The sequence below is a fragment of the Sulfuricurvum sp. genome, from assembly GCF_041651515.1.
Classification (GTDB): Bacteria; Campylobacterota; Campylobacteria; order Campylobacterales; family Sulfurimonadaceae; genus Sulfuricurvum.
On the sequence record NZ_JBAZJF010000001.1, the window covers coordinates 446,545 to 463,326 of the forward strand.

Below are 16,782 nucleotides of genomic sequence, written 5' to 3' on the forward strand. Positions count from 1 at the left end.
CGTTAAATCTCCGCTCTGCGGGCAACTCCGATCAATTTCTCATGCGGGAAATGGTAGAAGCTGACAAAATTTGGGGAGACATCTTTGATAAAGGCAAAGATTTTCCATAGTAAGCTTTCAGATACTATCTCCTCATCACCGTAAAAAATCGTTCGCTCATCGATATTTTTTTCACGTAAAAGGGCTTCAACGTTCAACGTCTCCATGTACCCCGGCCGGATACTCAATAAATCAAGCCCCTCACCAATGGGTGAAAGTTCACTGATAATCCCGTGTGGCTCATAAGAGGGGTGCACTGTTACGATGATATTACGCTCATACATGATCCCGTTTTGAAACATTGTTTTAGAGATATAAGCAGGAATCGCATCGGCATGACGGGCAAAAAAGAGAGCCGTACCCTCCACATGGAACCCCTGCGCATAGCGTTTAAGGTATTCTGCTAAAAAAAGATCCTTATCAATCGGTACGAATGAGGCGTATAGCCGTTTTTGCCCTTGGGTATAGAGGATCACGATAAAGAGTGGAACCGAGGCTATGATGAGGGACCAATACCCGCCATTTGGAATTTTTAGCCAACATGAGACAAAGAACACTAGGCTCGTGAGTCCCGCGATGATGGAAACCGCCATTTTGAGATATTGGCGTTTATACATGAAAATCATACTCATCAGTACCCCCGTGATACTCATCGCCCCCGCAACCGAGAGTCCGTATGCCGCCGCCAATTTTCCCGATTCACCGAAGATAAAGAGCATCGCGACGACACAGATAAACAAAAACCAGTTGATCGAACCGACATAGATTTGACTGCGCAATTCGTTGGAGGTGTAGTTAACATTGAAATGCGGGAAGATACGGGTCGTCATCGCCTGATAGAGAACGGAGAAAATACCGCTGATCATCGCTTGTGAGGCGATAACCGTCGCGATAACGCTCAACAATACCAACGGAACGTATAAGCTCGGAACGAGCGTGTGATAGAGTTCAAAGAACGGCGCTTTTGCCGCTTCGGGGTGGGAGAGTAAAAATGCCCCTTGCCCGTAATAGGAGATGAGTAGCGCTATTGAGGCGAATAACCACCCCTTGAGGATCGGAAGACGACCCAGATGCCCCATATCGGCGTATAATGCTTCACCTCCCGTCGCACATAAGAGGACATCAGCTAACACTACAAAAGCGATATAGGGGTGCTGAACAATAAAATCGATCGCGTAGAGCGGTGAGATTGCCTTTAACACTTCGGGGGATTGGAGGAGATAGTAGCCGCCCCCTAAAGCAAGGACAAAAAACCACACGACCATAATCGGACCGAATGCACTGGCGACTTTTTCGACCCCTTTTTTCTGAACGGCAAAGAGGGCAAACGCAATTCCTGCCGCGATGAGAAGCAATATAATTTTCGGGGTCTCCTCGTATCCTGGGATCAATGCAATCCCCTCAACGGAGCTCAGAATACTGATCGCAGGGGTAATAACCCCATCCCCGATCATCAGTGATATGCCGAGAAAACCCAATGCCCCCACAATAGCGGTGATACGCGCCCCTTTAAGATAGGGAAGGAGGAGTTGAACCAATACCACCGTTCCCCCCTCACCCCGTTTGGAGAGGCTGGTGGCCAACCACGCATATTGAACGGTGACAAGCATAAGCATCGTCCAAAATACCATCGATAGTATTTGAAAAATTGTCTCACTCGTTGGCTGTACCAAGAGCAAAATAACAGCAAAGGTATAGATCGGGCTGGTTCCGATATCTCCATACACAACACCCAGTGATTTGATTACCATCATCTCACTTTTAATACGTTCTCGTAATGTCATAACGTCCCTTTAGAATAGGATTTCTATAACAAGAATTATAAATTGATTTTTATCAGCGCGATCTCAGGATGATGTGTGGAAGTATCAAGAAAGTATAAAGAGGGGTTCCCCGAAGGGAAAAAGATTACATTCGAGCGTAAGAAACACTAATACAAGCGTTAAGGCTTGAGAGCTCTTTGATTGTTTTATCGTTAACCGCAGAATCGACGATAATGACGGCAAGGGCTTCGCCACTTTTATTACGTCCGAGACGAAAATCGGCAATATTAACTTCATGTGCGGCAAGTAATGTGCCCACTTGTCCGATAACACCCGGTACATCGGTATTTTTGAAAAGGATCATATTCCCTTTTGGTTCAACATCGACACCGAAACCGTTGATATCGACAATACGCTGTACATCGTCATTGAACATCGTTGCACTAATTTCGATAACATCTTTATCCGTAGTCAGTTTAACGGTTACAAGATTTTTGTATACGATACTTGCCGGAAGTTCTTCCGTCTCGATCTTGATACCGCGCTCACTGGCGACAAAATCAGCATTGACGTAATTAATCGTATCCCCTGAAATATCAGCCAATGCGCCAACAGTTACAAAGGTTGCCAAAGAGTTAACGTATTCGGCAATATCACCTCGTCCGCTTACTTTTATTGAGACAATTGGCGCTTTATTCATTTGTGAAGCTAAAAATCCTATTTTTTGACCCATTTCCAAAAACGGTTTCACAAATGCAGGAATCTTCGTCTCATCGATCGGCAAGTTCAATGCATGAGGATATGCGATCCCTTTTGCCGCTTCTATCGCTTGTTGTGCTGCTTCAAGAGCAATACCGAGTTGAGATTCAAAGGTATTGGCACCCAAATGTGGAGAGACACAGATATTGTCCAAATCAAGCAGTTTATTATTAATAGCAGGTTCTTTGTTAAATACATCAATACCGGCAAAACGGATTTTTCCTGATTTAAGACCATCATACAGCGCATCTTCATCGTACAATCCACCGCGTGCACAATTGATCAGAACAACGCCGTCTTTCATCTTAGCGATTTCATCCGCAGCAATCATTCCGATGGTCTCTTTATTTTTCGGAGTGTGAATAGTAATGATGTCACACGCTAAAATATCATCAAAATTGGTAGTATATTTAACACCCACATCGGTTGCTTTGGACGGATGGATATAAGGGTCATACGCGATAACATCCATCTCGAACGCTTTAGAACGGATACCTACACGGCTTCCGATATTACCAAAACCGATAACACCGAGTTTTTTACCCTTAAGCTCATACCCGTACCATTTTTCACGTTTCCACACACGTTGATTTTTCAAATGATCGTGAGAATACGGAAACATACGCATACAGGAGAGCATATGCGTCATGGTAAGTTCAACCGCAGCAATGGTATTAGCGGTAGGGACATTCATAACGATAATCCCCTCTTTTGAACATCCCGGAATATCGACATTATCAACCCCGACACCGGCACGAACGATAGCTTTCATTTTCCCTTTGACAGCATTGATAAATTTATCATCAACATCCGTTGAGCTACGGGTAATTGCAACATCTGCATCTTTAATAACATCTAAAAGTGCAGTTTTATCCATATCAGCAGCGAAAATCATCTCGATCTTGTCATCACGACGAAGTAAGTTTAATCCCTCTTCATGGATATGATCACATACAACAATTTTAAATTTTTCCATTACTTTTCCTCTATGACCGGCGAGACGATCGCCGTAATTTGGTAGGTTTTTAGTTTTGTTACAAGAGACATATAGCGAGATTAATGAGTAGGACTCTCTGGAACATTGGGTGTATCCAGCTTTAAGGTCAGCTCATTCACCGGATACATGTATCCTTTATCTTCTCCCAATGAGAAACGTTCAAGCCATCCAACGCTCTCATCCGGTGTGGTTTTTGTACGCTGTTGTATTTGCATTTGGGCCTCACCCGATGATTCCGGTGAGGCTGCATTCATTTGAAACATAAACATAACGATGAATGCCGCTACCGAAACCGCTATAAGGGGAAACAGCCAGTAGGCAAATCGTCGCATCGATTTATTTCAATTTATCTTTAATCAAATCACCGAGACTGTGCGCATCGTTGTCATTGATCTCGTCAAGCATCTCTTGATCTTTAATACGCTCTAATTTTTTAACGGAAAGACGGATACGGTCACGTTTTGCATCGATAACCAAAATGGCTGCTTCGATGGTTTGACCGATAGTCAGTTCTTCCGGAGTCATCGGATAAAGGTCTTCGTTACGAATGAGTGCATCAACACCGCCGTCAATAGAGACGAACACACCGAAATCTTTAATATCACGTACCGTAGCAGTAAGAACTTCGTTCATTTTATGCTTAGCTGCAAATTGATCGATCGGGCTCTCTTCCAATGATTTGCGGTTCAAGGAAATTTTTTCGTCTTCGGAATTGATCTTGGCAATTTTTACTTCAATCTCGTCTCCGACTTTGAGGGTCTCTTTACATTTTGCATTTTTATCCCAAGAAAGATCTTGGTTATGAAGCAATCCCTCTACTGTACCGACTTTCACAAATGCACCGAAATCGGTCAATGAGGTTACGGTCCCTTTAACAAGATCACCCTCTTTGAATTTTTTGGTGAACTCTTCAAACGGTTTCGGTTGAAGACGTTTGTACGATACGCGTAACTTATGCGTTTTAGAGTTAATTTCGATAACTTCCACATCGATCTCTTGACCAACGGTCAAGTAATCTTTAGGATGTTTGATATTTTTATCCCATGTGATTTCAGAGATGTGAAGGAATCCTTCAATATCGTTACCCAAATCAACAAAAATACCGTAAGGCTCGATATTGCTTACGGTAACGGTGATAGTATCACCCTCTTCCAACGCTTCTTCTACTTCTCTCCACGGATCAGGCTGTACCGCTTTAATAGAGAGGGAAAGATGACGTTTGTCTTTATCGTACGCAATCGCTTTAACTGTAACGACATCCCCTTCTTTATAAAGTTTAGAAGGGTTAACCGGCCCTTTATAGCTGATTTCATTGTAATGAACCAAACCGTCAATTCCGCCGACATCAACGAACATACCGTAACTAGTGATCTTTTTAACGGTACCTTCGATAATTTTACCCTCTTCCATCAACGCATCGATGACCTCTTTTTTACGCTTGCGCTCATCATTGAACAGCTTACGTCGAGAGACAACAATGGATGCTTCAGCCGCATCCACTTTAACCACTTGTGCTTTGATCGTTTTACCAACCACTTGGTCAGTATCTTTAAACGCTGCAAGTGAACGTGGAAGGAAGAAATGGACATCATCGGCTTCGAGCAAATAACCGCCCTTATTTTTCTTCGTAACCAACGCTTCAATGACTACCGATTCAAAATCTTCTTTATGCGCATTGATAAACGCCAAAGTTTTCTCTTGTTCAAGTACTTTTTTGTACGAGATTTTAGGACGCTCATTGTAGTGTCCCATCACCATCACCATAATTTTATCGCCGACATTAAAGAGGAGTTTCCCCTCCGCATCACGAATTTCATCCAGTGAAATAATCCCCTCAAGTTTCTCTCCGACGCCTACCAACGCGCGGTTGTCACTCTCTTGAATTTCTACTACTTCACCCTCTGTAATGCGTGTGGATTCTTGCTCTTTGAAAGATGCCTCCAGCATTTCAGCAAAATTTTCTTCTTCAAATGCTTCGTTATCGAAAGCCATGCCTATTCCCTTGTAACTAAAAATTGGCTGATTATAGCGAAAAAATGCTTTTTTGGAGTTTAGACGATGTTTTTTTAAGAGTTTGAAATTGCTTGGATTCGCTTGATTACGTCATCAATAATCCAATCCGGAGTAGAAGCACCGGCACTGATACCACAAAAGTTTTTATCCTTAAACCAGCTCTCTTGAAGGTCATCTTGACTTTCAATATGATAACTGTCCGTACAATAATCTTTTGCAATCGAATGGAGTTGCTTCGTATTAGAAGAGTTTTTCCCCCCGATTATAATCATAACATCGGCTTCTTGAGAGAGTTTCCGAACGGCGTCTTGATTATCAAACGTCGCATTGCATATCGTATTAAAAACTCGGACTTCTTTGTGCGTCGCCATCAGTTTCCCGACAATCTCTTGATACTCTTCAATTTTACGGGTTGTTTGGGCAACGACCGCTACTTTTTCCCGTAATCGTAAAAGATCCACTTCATCCCCGCTGTTTACAACAAAAACATGCTCATCGGCGTAACTTTTGACCCCTTTGATTTCAGGATGTGCTTCATCTCCGAAAATAACAATATCATACCCTTGAGCCGACATCTCTTCACAAATCTGCTGGGGCTTGGTCACATAAGGACAAGTAGCATCGACAACATTAACCGCTCGTGATTTCAAGAGAGAAAGTTCTTGTTTAGGGATACCGTGAGTCCGTATAACCGCAATATCTCCTGCTTTAAATGTATTGATATTTTCACTCAATGCCACGTTAAAATCATTTTTAAGGCGATCGATTTCATTGGCATTATGGATTAAAGGACCATAAGTTGCAGAGTTTTTATTCTCTTCGGCGATTTTAATAGCCCGTTTAACGCCGAAGCAAAATCCGTAACTCTCGGCAAGCTGAATTTTCATTTTTCTACTCGAGCGCACTGTGAAAGAAGTTCAAAAAAGTTGGGAAACGAGGTGTTGATACAATCGATATCCTCAACCTCCATACCGCATTTTAACCCTGCGATTAAAAAACTCATTGCTATTCTGTGATCACCGTAACTCTTGATAGATGCAGCGTTAAGTTCTCCACCGATTACCGCATAGCCATCCGGATATTCTTCGGTTTCGATACCGCACAGATTCAAATTGTCAACAACCGTTTTGATCCGATCGGATTCTTTTACCCGAAGTTCTTCGGCATTTTTGACATAACTTGTCCCTTTGGCACACGCCATAGCAATAGATAATGCGGGAAGTTCATCAATCAGCCATGCAATATTTTCTTCGACACGTACCGCTTTAAGCGGTGCGTATTCTATGTAAATATTTCCGATCGGTTCATAGCGTTCATCGATAAGAGTATAGGTGATTTTAGCACCCATTTTTTCAAGTACTTTAAAGGCTTCGATACGGGTAGGGTTAAGGGTAACCCCTTCAATCAGAGCAGATGAATCCGGAGTTATAGCTGCCGCCACCGCAAAGAAAAAGGCACTGGAAGGGTCAGCAGGGACGCGGATATTTAAGGGAGAAAGAGGGGCTTTCAATGGCCAAATCTTCGTTTCAAGGCCATTTATTTCCACCTGGGCACCCATCCCTCTGAGCATACGTTCCGTATGATCGCGGCTAAGCTCGGGTTCCTTAAAGGTACAAACTCCATCAGAGCGCAAAGCGGCAAGCATCATTGCACTTTTAACCTGCGCCGACGCAATCGGGGAAGTATAATCGAAGGCTTTAAGCGATGCTCCGCGAATAGAGAGGGGGGCTAGATCACCGTTGTTTCGACCGTCGAGTTTTGCTCCGATACCTCGAAGGGGTTGTGTAACCCGCTTCATCGGACGACGTTTAAGATACTCATCGCCGCTCAAAACAAAATGTCCTTCAGCTGAGGAAAGGAGCCCGCAAAACAAACGCATTCCCGTACCGGAATTGCCGCAATCAAGAATTTCAGATGTCTCTTTTATCCCATTAGAACAAATAGTAATAATTTTTCCGTCATCATGGATTTCAGCCCCGAGATGACCGACGATTTTGAGGGTATTAAAGGTATCTTCCGCTCGTAAAAAATTCTCAATACGGCTCTCCCCTTCGGCAAGAACGGCAAACATTGCACATCGGTGCGAAATCGATTTATCAGGAGCGATTGCATCGCTTTTTAGCACAAAAGGGTGTGCAGGATAAACTTTTGCTTTTGTCATCGCAAACTCACTCCAAGCTCATCTCGCAGACCACTCAAAATCCACTCCATTGCCGCATTAATATCTTCTTCTTCAAGGGTCTTTTCATCCGACTGCAATACGAATCGGAGAGTAAGACTCATTTGATCGCCTAACGCTTCGGATACATACCGGTCTACCGGATAAAAGCGTTTGATCTGTTCAGACGAATGCTTTTGAATGACCGCTTTGATCGCATCGAAAGTAAGCGTTTGAGAGACCAGAATACTCAAATCCCGAAAGGATGCTTGATACTTTGAATAGGGAGCAGCTTCAATTAACCCATACGGAAGGAGATCCGTATGAATTTCACACATAAAGGTTTGGGCTAAATCAAACGCTTCCTCAATATGAGGGTGAACGCGGAATATTTCCCCCGCTTCTTTGCCATCGATCATCACTTTTGCACACAGATAAGGGTGTGCAAGGGTATGTACCGGTATATGTGTAACCAAATCAAAAGATCCGATTACATTGGAAATGAGTTGGGTAAACGCTGCGAAATCGACCGGTGCAGGTTTTCCCGCATTTGCAATTTTTTCATTTTCCATCGGACCTGAAATAATGAATCCGATCCGTTTGGACTCATTTCGATCGGTATCGAAAACCATCCCTGATTCAAATAATGAAATTTTCTTCTGATTTACTTTGACATTGGCAGAAGCCGAATTCAACAATCCGACCAACAAGGTCGGACGAAGCGTATCAAAAGTCGCAGTAATCGGATTTAAAAGCTCTTTAGTAGAATCCGTACAAGCAAACCCGAATTTTTCAACTTGGGCACGCTCATTAAAGACGAAATGAACAGACTCAAAAAATCCGCTTTGCGCCGCGCGGTGACGGTATTCGCGTGTTTTTTTGTATGCCGACAAATCATCACTCATTTGATTCGCTTCTGAAAAAACCAATGCTTTGGAAGGGATATTATCAATCCCAACAATACGAACGATCTCTTCTACGATATCTTGTTTATTCGTAATATCATGGCGAAATCTTGGAATACCGATAGCAAAGGTAGATCCTTTCGGTTTACCGATATCCATCCCCAAATTTTTAAAAATTGTTGTAATCGTCGTTTTGTCGATTTTCATTCCGATAAACGATTCAAACTCTTCTTCGCACATACTGACCGTACGAGGTTCATACGCCGACTGAAGCTCTATGGTTCCTGCATAAATCTGAGAAGAAGAATAAGTTTCCAACAGCTCCATTACATAATCGATCCCCGAATCAATTTTTGGCTCGCTTCCGCGTGAACTGCGATAGTAATGGGGACAGCTTTGAACTTTGTTTTCACCCATTTTTTTGGCGATGATTTCAGGTTGTATATAGCTGGCTTCAATAATAGCAAGCCCCTCTTTAGCACTGAAATGAGCCTCTTTAGCTTGCGAAACCCCAATAACGGAAACTTTCTCTTTGCCGTATAAAGCGGCAAAACCGTTCTCATCATTTTCGAGGGTTATAATCCCTTTTGCGGTATCGGGATCATCAAATTTTTCAAAAGGGTATGCACGTAAGATAACCCCCGTACTGTGCGTCGTATAGAGTAACATTGCATCCATAGCACTGTTGCATACTTCTTCAATCAAGGCGAGGCGGAGTCCTATTAAAAACGGGGTTTCAAGCTCTTTAACCTCTACCGCACCGAAACGGAGATCCACATCGACCATATCGCTATGATGCAGTTGTAATAAACGCCCAATCCCGAGTCTCCCTTCCGGTTTCTCTTTTTTCAGCGTTTCCCGCAACGGCTTATTTAACGCGGCGCGAAGATCACGGGCAATACCGTAAATACTTAAACAATCCCCTCGGTTTGCGGTTAACTCTATCTCAATCACATCATCATTAAATACATCATAGGCATTAAGGGCTTTACCCGCTTCAAGCTCGCCGATACTCGGATCAAAGATCATGATCCCCTCACCCATCGGAGGTAACCCAATCTCTTTTGCTGAACAAATCATCCCATGAGACTCTACGCCGCGAAGTTTTGCCTCTTTGATCATTAATCCGCCGGGCAGTTCTGCTCCAACCGTTGCTAAGGCAATGTAAATTCCGGCACGAACATTGGAAGCTCCGCACACAATTTGACGAATACCCTCTCCGACATTAACCTGACATACATTTAGCTTATCGGCATCCGGATGACGTTCACAGCTCTCGACATATCCAATAACCACTTTATCCGGAATACGGATCACATCGTGCCGATCCACTTCCAAACCAATAGCATTAAAAGTTTTAAGGAGATGCTCCGTGCTCACTCCGCTTAGATCGATCCATTCATCTAACCAATTTTTTGTTACGATCATCTAAACTGCTCCAATAATCTAACGTCTCCCTCGAACAGCGAGCGTAAATCTCCGATACGGTGAATCAACATTGCAAACCGTTCTACGCCAAGGCCAAACGCATAGCCGCTGACATTCTCATAGCCAACCGCTTTAAAGACGTTCGGATCAACAATGCCGCATCCCAAAACTTCAAGCCAGCCGGTTTTTGAGCACACACGACATCCCTCACCAGCGCAAAAAATACAACTAATATCCACTTCGGCCGAAGGTTCCGTAAACGGGAAAAAGCTAGGACGAAAACGGACATCGACATCCCCGAACATGGTTTTAAGGAAATCTTCCAAAATAAATTTCAGATTGGCAAAGGATACTTTTCCGGCCTCTTCAACCACCAACCCTTCAACCTGATGAAACATCGGTGTATGGGTGATATCATAATCACGGCGAAACACCGAACCGGGAGCGATCATACGGATCGGAGGCTTCGTACTCAGCATCGTTCTGATCTGTACCGGAGAGGTGTGGGTGCGGAGAAGTTTTGAATCTTTGAAATAAAACGTATCCTGCATGTCGCGCGCCGGATGATATTTAGGGAGATTTAATGCTTCGAAATTGTGGAAATCATCTTCGACCATTGGACCCGTTTGTACCGAGAAATTCATCGCGATAAAATACTCGACGATTCGATCCATTGTCTCCATAACCGGATGCAACGATCCACGCTCACTGGTGGTTGAATAAAGGCTCACATCAATCTGTTCACGCTTCATTGTTTCTTCCAAATGGGCCATTGCCAATACGAGTTTACGTTCAACCAATAAAGCGTTCAACCCTTCTTTATGGATATTCAGCTCTTTAGCAAACATCCCTTTTTCAGCGTCGGGAATATCTTTCATACGGGCGAACTCAGCGTTCATTATCCCTTTTTTACCAAATACGGCAATACGGATCTCTTCAATTTTATCAATCGAATCGGCCGATTTTATAGCGTCATACCACTCTTGCAAAATAGCGTCTCCAAAAGTCTTAAAGTTCGCGTATTGTAATCTATTCTCTTTTATAATAAGCTTCAAGCCTTACGCCATGTGCTACAATACCCCTAAAAAATGAGGTTACCTATGTGTATTTTTTGTAAAATCGTTAACCGAGAAATCCCATCCAATTTAGTCCAAGAAAATGAGGACTTTTTTGCATTCCATGATATTAACCCAAAAGCTCCCGTCCATGTCCTTGTAATTCCGAAAAAACATTACGACAGTTTCAACGATATTCCGGGAGAATTGATGGGAAAAATGGGGACGTTCATGCAAGAAGTAGCTAAAACTCTGGGCGTCGATCAAAGCGGATACCGAATTATCAGTAATATCGGAGAAAACGGCGGACAAGAAGTGTCCCATCTCCATTTTCACCTTATCGGCGGAGCAAAACTCCGATGGGGACACTTCGCTGATGCCGATCCAAAAGACTTTTTTTAATTATCTGATTTAAACGCCATCGGAATAAAATCCCGATTGGCTACGCTAACGCTGAGTTCTCTTCGGTAGAGAGCTCGCACACCCTTGCGTCCTTTTTTTTTAACTGCACTATGCATTACACCCTTGCAGTGTGCCAAAATCAATGGCACTTCCTCCACCGCTGATCATCTTTTCATTCTCCCGAATTACAGTGCCGTTGTGTTTAATCGTATAAGTAATAACGACGCTGTCACGAATGGTGTTAATCGTCGAACAATAGGTCTCTAAGCTTGCCATAACCCAGCGTGCCGCCATAGTATCATCGGCATTAGAATCAAAACGGTATTCAAGATGTAGGGAATTAAATTTACGCGGTGCACTCTCATTACGGACAACGTCTCCGTCCACTTCAAGATTTTTAACCTCATACCCTTGTTTTTGCGGAAGCATCACAACGTCGGTTGCACTGCAGCCGATAATCCCGCTCAGAAAATATTCGATCGGCGAGATTTGAGGACAGTCGATAATAAAACTGCTTTTTTCAGTTTTAGCTTCAAAGCGCATACCGTCTTGATGGGAGAGGGTAATTTTCATACTATTGTCCTTTATTTTACGTCTTTTAGATAGTGGTCAAAATAGAGTATTTGCTCCAGGGTTCGCAGCTCTGCCGTTCCCCCCTGAGATGTTCGGGCATTCATGGAGTGTTCAATCGCCAAAAAGGGACATACATCCTCTTTAATACGATTATCAATGGCATGGAGCTCTTTGAATTCAATATCGCTTAGATCAATTCCAAGGGCTTCGGCACGCGCAACAGCGCGCCCAGTAATATGATGCGCTTCACGAAATGGAACATCACAATGCTCAACCAAATAATCGGCCAAATCGGTGGCACTAAGATGTCCAAGTTTACACGCACGTTCCATATTATGAGGCTTTATGGTCATCGTCTTAAGCGCTTCACGCAAGATTTCAAGAGAGATTTCAGCGGTCTCAACACTATCAAAAACTCCTTCTTTATCCTCTTGAGTATCTTTGTTGTAGGCTAACGGAAGCCCTTTCATAACCGTCAAAAGACCGATCAAGTTCCCGTTTACCCGCCCTGTTTTTCCACGAAGTAATTCCGGTACATCAGGGTTTTTCTTTTGAGGCATAATAGACGAACCTGTCGAATACGCATCGGAAAGTTCCACAAAACGAAACTCATAACTCGACCAGAGGATGATCTCTTCGGCCAGTCGTGAAATATGCATCATTAACGTCGAAATATTAAACAAAATTTCCAGTGCGAAATCACGGTCACTGACCGTATCGAGACAATTGACGCTCACCGAATCAAAGCCGAGCGTTTTAGCCGTCATCTCACGGTCAATATTATGAGGAGTTCCGGCGAGTGCGGCACATCCGATCGGAGAGATATTATTACGTGCCGCACTGCTCTCAAATCGCTCGCAATCACGTTTGAACATTGAAACATACGCAAGCAGATGAAACGCAAAATTAATCGGCTGAGCGTGCTGTAAATGCGTCATACCCGGAAGTAATGTTGCAGTATGATCGCGCGAAATATCGAGGATCGTCCCCATTAACGATTTGATTTGTTCAACGATTTCACGGTTTTTACGTAAAACAAAGCGCCGGAAGTCGAGCGCTACCTGATCATTACGACTACGCGCCGTATGAAGTTTTTTTCCCGCTTCGCCGACGATTGCCGTAAGCCGTTTTTCGATCGCCATATGAAGGTCTTCGTCACCGATTTTCCACTCAAACACGCCCGATTCGATCTCTTCAAGCACTTGTGCCATCCCTGATTCAATCGCACTTAGTTCCTCATGAGTCAAAATACCCTGATGGGTTAACATTTGAGCATGTGCGATTGAGCCTTCAATGTCTTCACGATAGAGTTTTTTATCAAACATAATGGATGCATTAAATTTTTCTAAAAGGGTTGACGCATCTTGCGCGAAACGTCCGGACCACATTTTTTCCATAGTATCTCCGAATAATAAGTAAGTGAGGTATTTTAGCGAACTTTGGTTTAGAAAAGATTACCGCAAAGCGGTAAAAGGGAGGAGATGATTAATTACAAGCCGGCACATTACCGCTATCAGACGCATAATCTACTAAAAAATCTTCAAGATGTTTAGCATCTTTGGAGTAATTACGACTGCTGAAATATTCCCATGAAGGTTGTGCTTTCTTAGAGGAGAGGTGAATTTCGGCAAGTTTTTCCCCTTTATTATCCATCATTTTCCCCCACACACGCTGCTTTTTTGATCCGGCAAGTGCTTGACCGCCGCCATGGCACGCTTTGCATGTCTCAATATAAACTTTTTGCCCTTTGTAGGTGGCTGCATTTAACAATGTCGAACCAGCCAATAAAGTAATTGCTACTGTAGCATAAAATTTGTACATCGGAATTGGTCTTCCTCGTTAAATAAAATCTTTATTAATGTTACATTACTAAATCTAATAAAGTGCTTAATTACAATCCCCTAAAAAAGGGGAAATAAAGCGTCATAGACGATATTTTTGCTCTAATTTTAGATCTAAATCCCAAAGTGAAAGCTCTTTGAGTCGTTGCACCACAGAAGGGGTACACTCTACATCTCCTGGCCATTCGCGCTCAAATCCGTCTAAATCCGTTTTAGTCGTACCGTCTATCGCAACAATCGATTCACTGCGATACACATCACGAACCGCATCCATATTATTGGTCACTCGCCAAATCAGCATGTATGGGTTGTGTATATCATTTTTCGCTTCATCCACAAAAACAACAATTCGCAAATACGTTTTCAATGACTCCAAAAGAGAAAAACACTCGCGAAGCGCACGTACTTTAGAGATACTAATGACGGTAATAGGATTGGCAGTATGACGCATATACTGTGTCACATCGGATATTTCAGGGATCAAAGGTCGTAATTTTTCAAGTAACTCGGTACTTTGTATCGATATCGGAGCCATAGGTGAGTATGAAGCGGTTAAATCAATCCCCATTTTTCCACCGACAAGAGCTTCGGGACTGGAATGATCCAGAGCATCGGTAATCCCCTCAGAGATAAAGATACATTTAGGGATAAATCGGTTCAATGCATAGGTAATCAAAGCCTCATAATTGTTCAATTTTGGAGCATCTTCTCCAAAAAAGAGGGCATGTTTTACAAAACTCATTTGCCCTGATCCCCAAAATATATGCATAAATTGCTTCGCATGTCCTTTGTACAAGGGCTTCATTTTCGCCAAAATAAGATTATGGAATACCCCGTTCTCCGGCATATGATAATCGATCAAATCCGCTGCATTGGTTTTAAGAAGCGGCAAAAATATCCGTTCGGTGGCCCATCCCATATATTTATCTTCCAGCGGCGGTTTACCGACAACCGTTGCTAGGAAATGGGGATTTTTTCGATTTGTGATCGCACTTACTTCTAAAACCGGGTAGTGCTCTTCTAGGGTGTAATATCCGGTATGATCTCCGAATGGTCCCTCAAGAACGAGTTTTTCAGGATCAACCCATCCTTCGATGACAAAATCAACATCTTCAGGAATATAAAGGGGCGTAGTGATCGATTGTACCAGTTTTAACGTCTCTTTTTTGACCAAGCCGTACAAGAGCAATTCATTTACACCGTACGGCAACGGTGCCGTTGCACACCAGGTATAAAGCGGATCGCCGCCGATTCCGATGGAGACAGGCATCTTTTTGCCGGCACGCTGATACTGGTCAAAAAAATGGGATGAATCTTTGTGAATTTGCCAATGGAGTCCTAAGTGATTTTTATCATACACTTGCAAGCGGTACATCCCGAGATTGACAACGTTACCGTCCAGACTTTGGGTATAAACCTGCCCCATGGTTATAAAAGGGCCGCCATCTTCTTCCCAGGTGGTCAAAATCGGCAAATCGTACAAATTGATCTCATCGCCTTGTTTAATAGTCTCTTGGCAACTACCGCGTGTTTTAAGCTTTTTCGGGAAAATGTCTTTCATCGCGAACAAATCACCCAACATCCCCAACTTCTCTTTGAAGTTTTGAGGCGGTTTCATGTGGAGAAGATTTTCAATTTCTGTTGCAACCCCTTCGATATCTCTGCCAAAGAGCAATTCCGTGCGGGCATACGATCCGAATAGATTCATAATCACTGGCGTATCATAGGTAATTCCGCGTGCTTTATCAATCGGATGGGTAAAAAGAAGTGCTTTTCCGCCGTCTTGTTTTTTTACCTCTGCATAAGCTAAATGCGGGATTTCAAGTACCACATCCAATGGAGTATCGATCACCCGCAATTCATTATTTGCTCTGAGTAAATCGAGCGTTTTTTTCATATCCATATTATTCCTTGGATGCCATGGCTTCTGCACGCTGCAAAAGCTCCATCGCCCCTTGATCGATCAAACGTGCGGCCATAGATTCACCAACCCCTTCGGTATTGTCTATGCTAACACGAATCGATTCACCCATCACTTCACTGCCATCGGGAAGTCCGAGTATCGAGCGAACTACAACTTCACCGTTCTCCTGAACACGTGCGCTTACCCCGATAGGAACCTGACATCCCCCTTGCAAGGTGTCAACAAATCCCCGTTCAATTGCTGTTTCGATATGGGTGTTTCGATCATTGAGTATCTCTACAATTTCCAGTACCCACGGCTCATTAATCGTCTCGATCCCTAAAGCCCCCTGCCCCATTGCCGGAAGCATCTCATCGAGTGAAATCGGATAGAAATATCCTACGTTCTCACTCAATCCAAGGCGGTTAATCCCTGCAGCAGCAAGGATAATAGCATCAAACTCCCCCTCTTTGAGCTTACGGATACGGGTATCGACATTTCCGCGTAAATCTTTGATCACTAAATCGGGGCGTTCCATGGCAAGCTGCATACGACGTCGCAATGAAGAGGTACCGACAGTAGCTCCCTGAGGAAGTGAAGCGATATCGGGATATTTTTCACTCAACATAGCATCACGCACATCTTCTCGCGTGGTAATAGCAGAAAGCAATAACCCTTTCGGCATCACAGTCGGAACGTCTTTAAGTGAGTGCACCGCCATCTGAGCTTCACCTCGAAGCATAGACTCTTCAATCTCTTTAAGAAACAGCCCTTTACCTCCGATTTTAGCAAGAGGAACATCCAAAATCTTGTCGCCTGAAGTGATAATGATTTTAAGCTCAACCTCGACATCGCTGAAATGCGATTCAATCACCGATTTGATGTGATGAGATTGCCAAAGAGCCAATTTGCTTCCGCGTGTCGCAATGGTGAGTTTTTTCATCAA

Annotated in this window: 14 protein-coding genes; 1 reads left to right on the forward strand and 13 read right to left on the reverse strand. The window is 43.3% G+C overall.

All coding sequences use genetic code 11. The annotated features are described in order from the left end of the window. Nucleotides 1-2: 2 nt before the first annotated feature. From WC407_RS02195 to pheS, 8 genes are all read right to left on the reverse strand, one after another. A complete protein-coding gene (locus tag WC407_RS02195) occupies nucleotides 3-1,823 on the reverse strand; it encodes a KUP/HAK/KT family potassium transporter (RefSeq protein ID WP_373020764.1) in 1,821 nt (606 codons plus the stop codon). A gap of 124 nt (nucleotides 1,824-1,947) precedes the next feature. Further along, entirely contained in the window at nucleotides 1,948-3,537 is a 1,590-nt protein-coding gene (gene serA, locus WC407_RS02200; protein ID WP_373020768.1) for a phosphoglycerate dehydrogenase, read from the reverse strand. Between the two features lie 80 nt (nucleotides 3,538-3,617). Continuing rightward, nucleotides 3,618-3,890 carry a hypothetical protein gene (locus tag WC407_RS02205; RefSeq protein ID WP_373020771.1) on the reverse strand — a complete coding sequence of 91 codons (273 nt, stop codon included), beginning with the start codon at nucleotides 3,888-3,890 and terminating at the stop codon, nucleotides 3,618-3,620. A 4-nt stretch (nucleotides 3,891-3,894) separates the two neighbouring features. Next, the gene (locus tag WC407_RS02210) at nucleotides 3,895-5,550 is read right to left on the reverse strand and encodes a 30S ribosomal protein S1 (RefSeq protein ID WP_373020773.1); all 1,656 of its coding nucleotides are present in this window, start codon (nucleotides 5,548-5,550) and stop codon (nucleotides 3,895-3,897) included. A gap of 74 nt (nucleotides 5,551-5,624) precedes the next feature. Then, complete coding sequence (locus tag WC407_RS02215; protein WP_373020775.1) at nucleotides 5,625-6,458, reverse strand: 4-hydroxy-3-methylbut-2-enyl diphosphate reductase; 834 nt, start codon at nucleotides 6,456-6,458, stop codon at nucleotides 5,625-5,627. Continuing rightward, nucleotides 6,455-7,732 (reverse strand): 3-phosphoshikimate 1-carboxyvinyltransferase, encoded by a 1,278-nt coding sequence (aroA, locus tag WC407_RS02220; RefSeq protein ID WP_373020777.1) that lies wholly within the window; start codon nucleotides 7,730-7,732, stop codon nucleotides 6,455-6,457. Before aroA ends, WC407_RS02215 begins: the two co-directional genes overlap by 4 nt. Continuing rightward, the gene (pheT, locus tag WC407_RS02225; protein ID WP_373020782.1) at nucleotides 7,729-10,062 is read right to left on the reverse strand and encodes a phenylalanine--tRNA ligase subunit beta; all 2,334 of its coding nucleotides are present in this window, start codon (nucleotides 10,060-10,062) and stop codon (nucleotides 7,729-7,731) included. The genes aroA and pheT overlap by 4 nt, the downstream gene beginning before the upstream one ends. Beyond that, nucleotides 10,059-11,051 carry a phenylalanine--tRNA ligase subunit alpha gene (pheS, locus tag WC407_RS02230; RefSeq protein WP_373021091.1) on the reverse strand — a complete coding sequence of 331 codons (993 nt, stop codon included), beginning with the start codon at nucleotides 11,049-11,051 and terminating at the stop codon, nucleotides 10,059-10,061. The genes pheT and pheS overlap by 4 nt, the downstream gene beginning before the upstream one ends. Nucleotides 11,052-11,162: 111 nt before the next feature. Here pheS and WC407_RS02235 point away from each other — a divergent pair, with 111 nt between their 5' ends. Further along, nucleotides 11,163-11,519, forward strand: a complete 357-nt coding sequence (locus tag WC407_RS02235; RefSeq protein ID WP_373020784.1) for a histidine triad nucleotide-binding protein — start codon at nucleotides 11,163-11,165, stop codon at nucleotides 11,517-11,519. Nucleotides 11,520-11,627: 108 nt separating this feature from the next. Here WC407_RS02235 and WC407_RS02240 read toward each other — a convergent pair whose 3' ends face one another. From WC407_RS02240 to hemC, 5 genes are all read right to left on the reverse strand, one after another. Further along, the gene (locus tag WC407_RS02240) at nucleotides 11,628-12,092 is read right to left on the reverse strand and encodes an OsmC family protein (protein ID WP_373020786.1); all 465 of its coding nucleotides are present in this window, start codon (nucleotides 12,090-12,092) and stop codon (nucleotides 11,628-11,630) included. Between the two features lie 11 nt (nucleotides 12,093-12,103). Next, nucleotides 12,104-13,489 (reverse strand): argininosuccinate lyase, encoded by a 1,386-nt coding sequence (argH, locus tag WC407_RS02245; RefSeq protein ID WP_373020788.1) that lies wholly within the window; start codon nucleotides 13,487-13,489, stop codon nucleotides 12,104-12,106. An 88-nt stretch (nucleotides 13,490-13,577) separates the two neighbouring features. Then, on the reverse strand, nucleotides 13,578-13,913 hold the full coding sequence (locus WC407_RS02250) for a c-type cytochrome (protein ID WP_373020790.1): 336 nt from the start codon (nucleotides 13,911-13,913) through the stop codon (nucleotides 13,578-13,580). A 102-nt stretch (nucleotides 13,914-14,015) separates the two neighbouring features. Continuing rightward, nucleotides 14,016-15,830 (reverse strand): menaquinone biosynthesis decarboxylase, encoded by a 1,815-nt coding sequence (locus WC407_RS02255; protein ID WP_373021092.1) that lies wholly within the window; start codon nucleotides 15,828-15,830, stop codon nucleotides 14,016-14,018. A 7-nt stretch (nucleotides 15,831-15,837) separates the two neighbouring features. Continuing rightward, nucleotides 15,838-16,779, reverse strand: coding sequence for a hydroxymethylbilane synthase (gene hemC, locus WC407_RS02260; RefSeq protein ID WP_373020793.1), 942 nt, complete (start codon nucleotides 16,777-16,779; stop codon nucleotides 15,838-15,840). Nucleotides 16,780-16,782 lie beyond the last annotated feature (3 nt).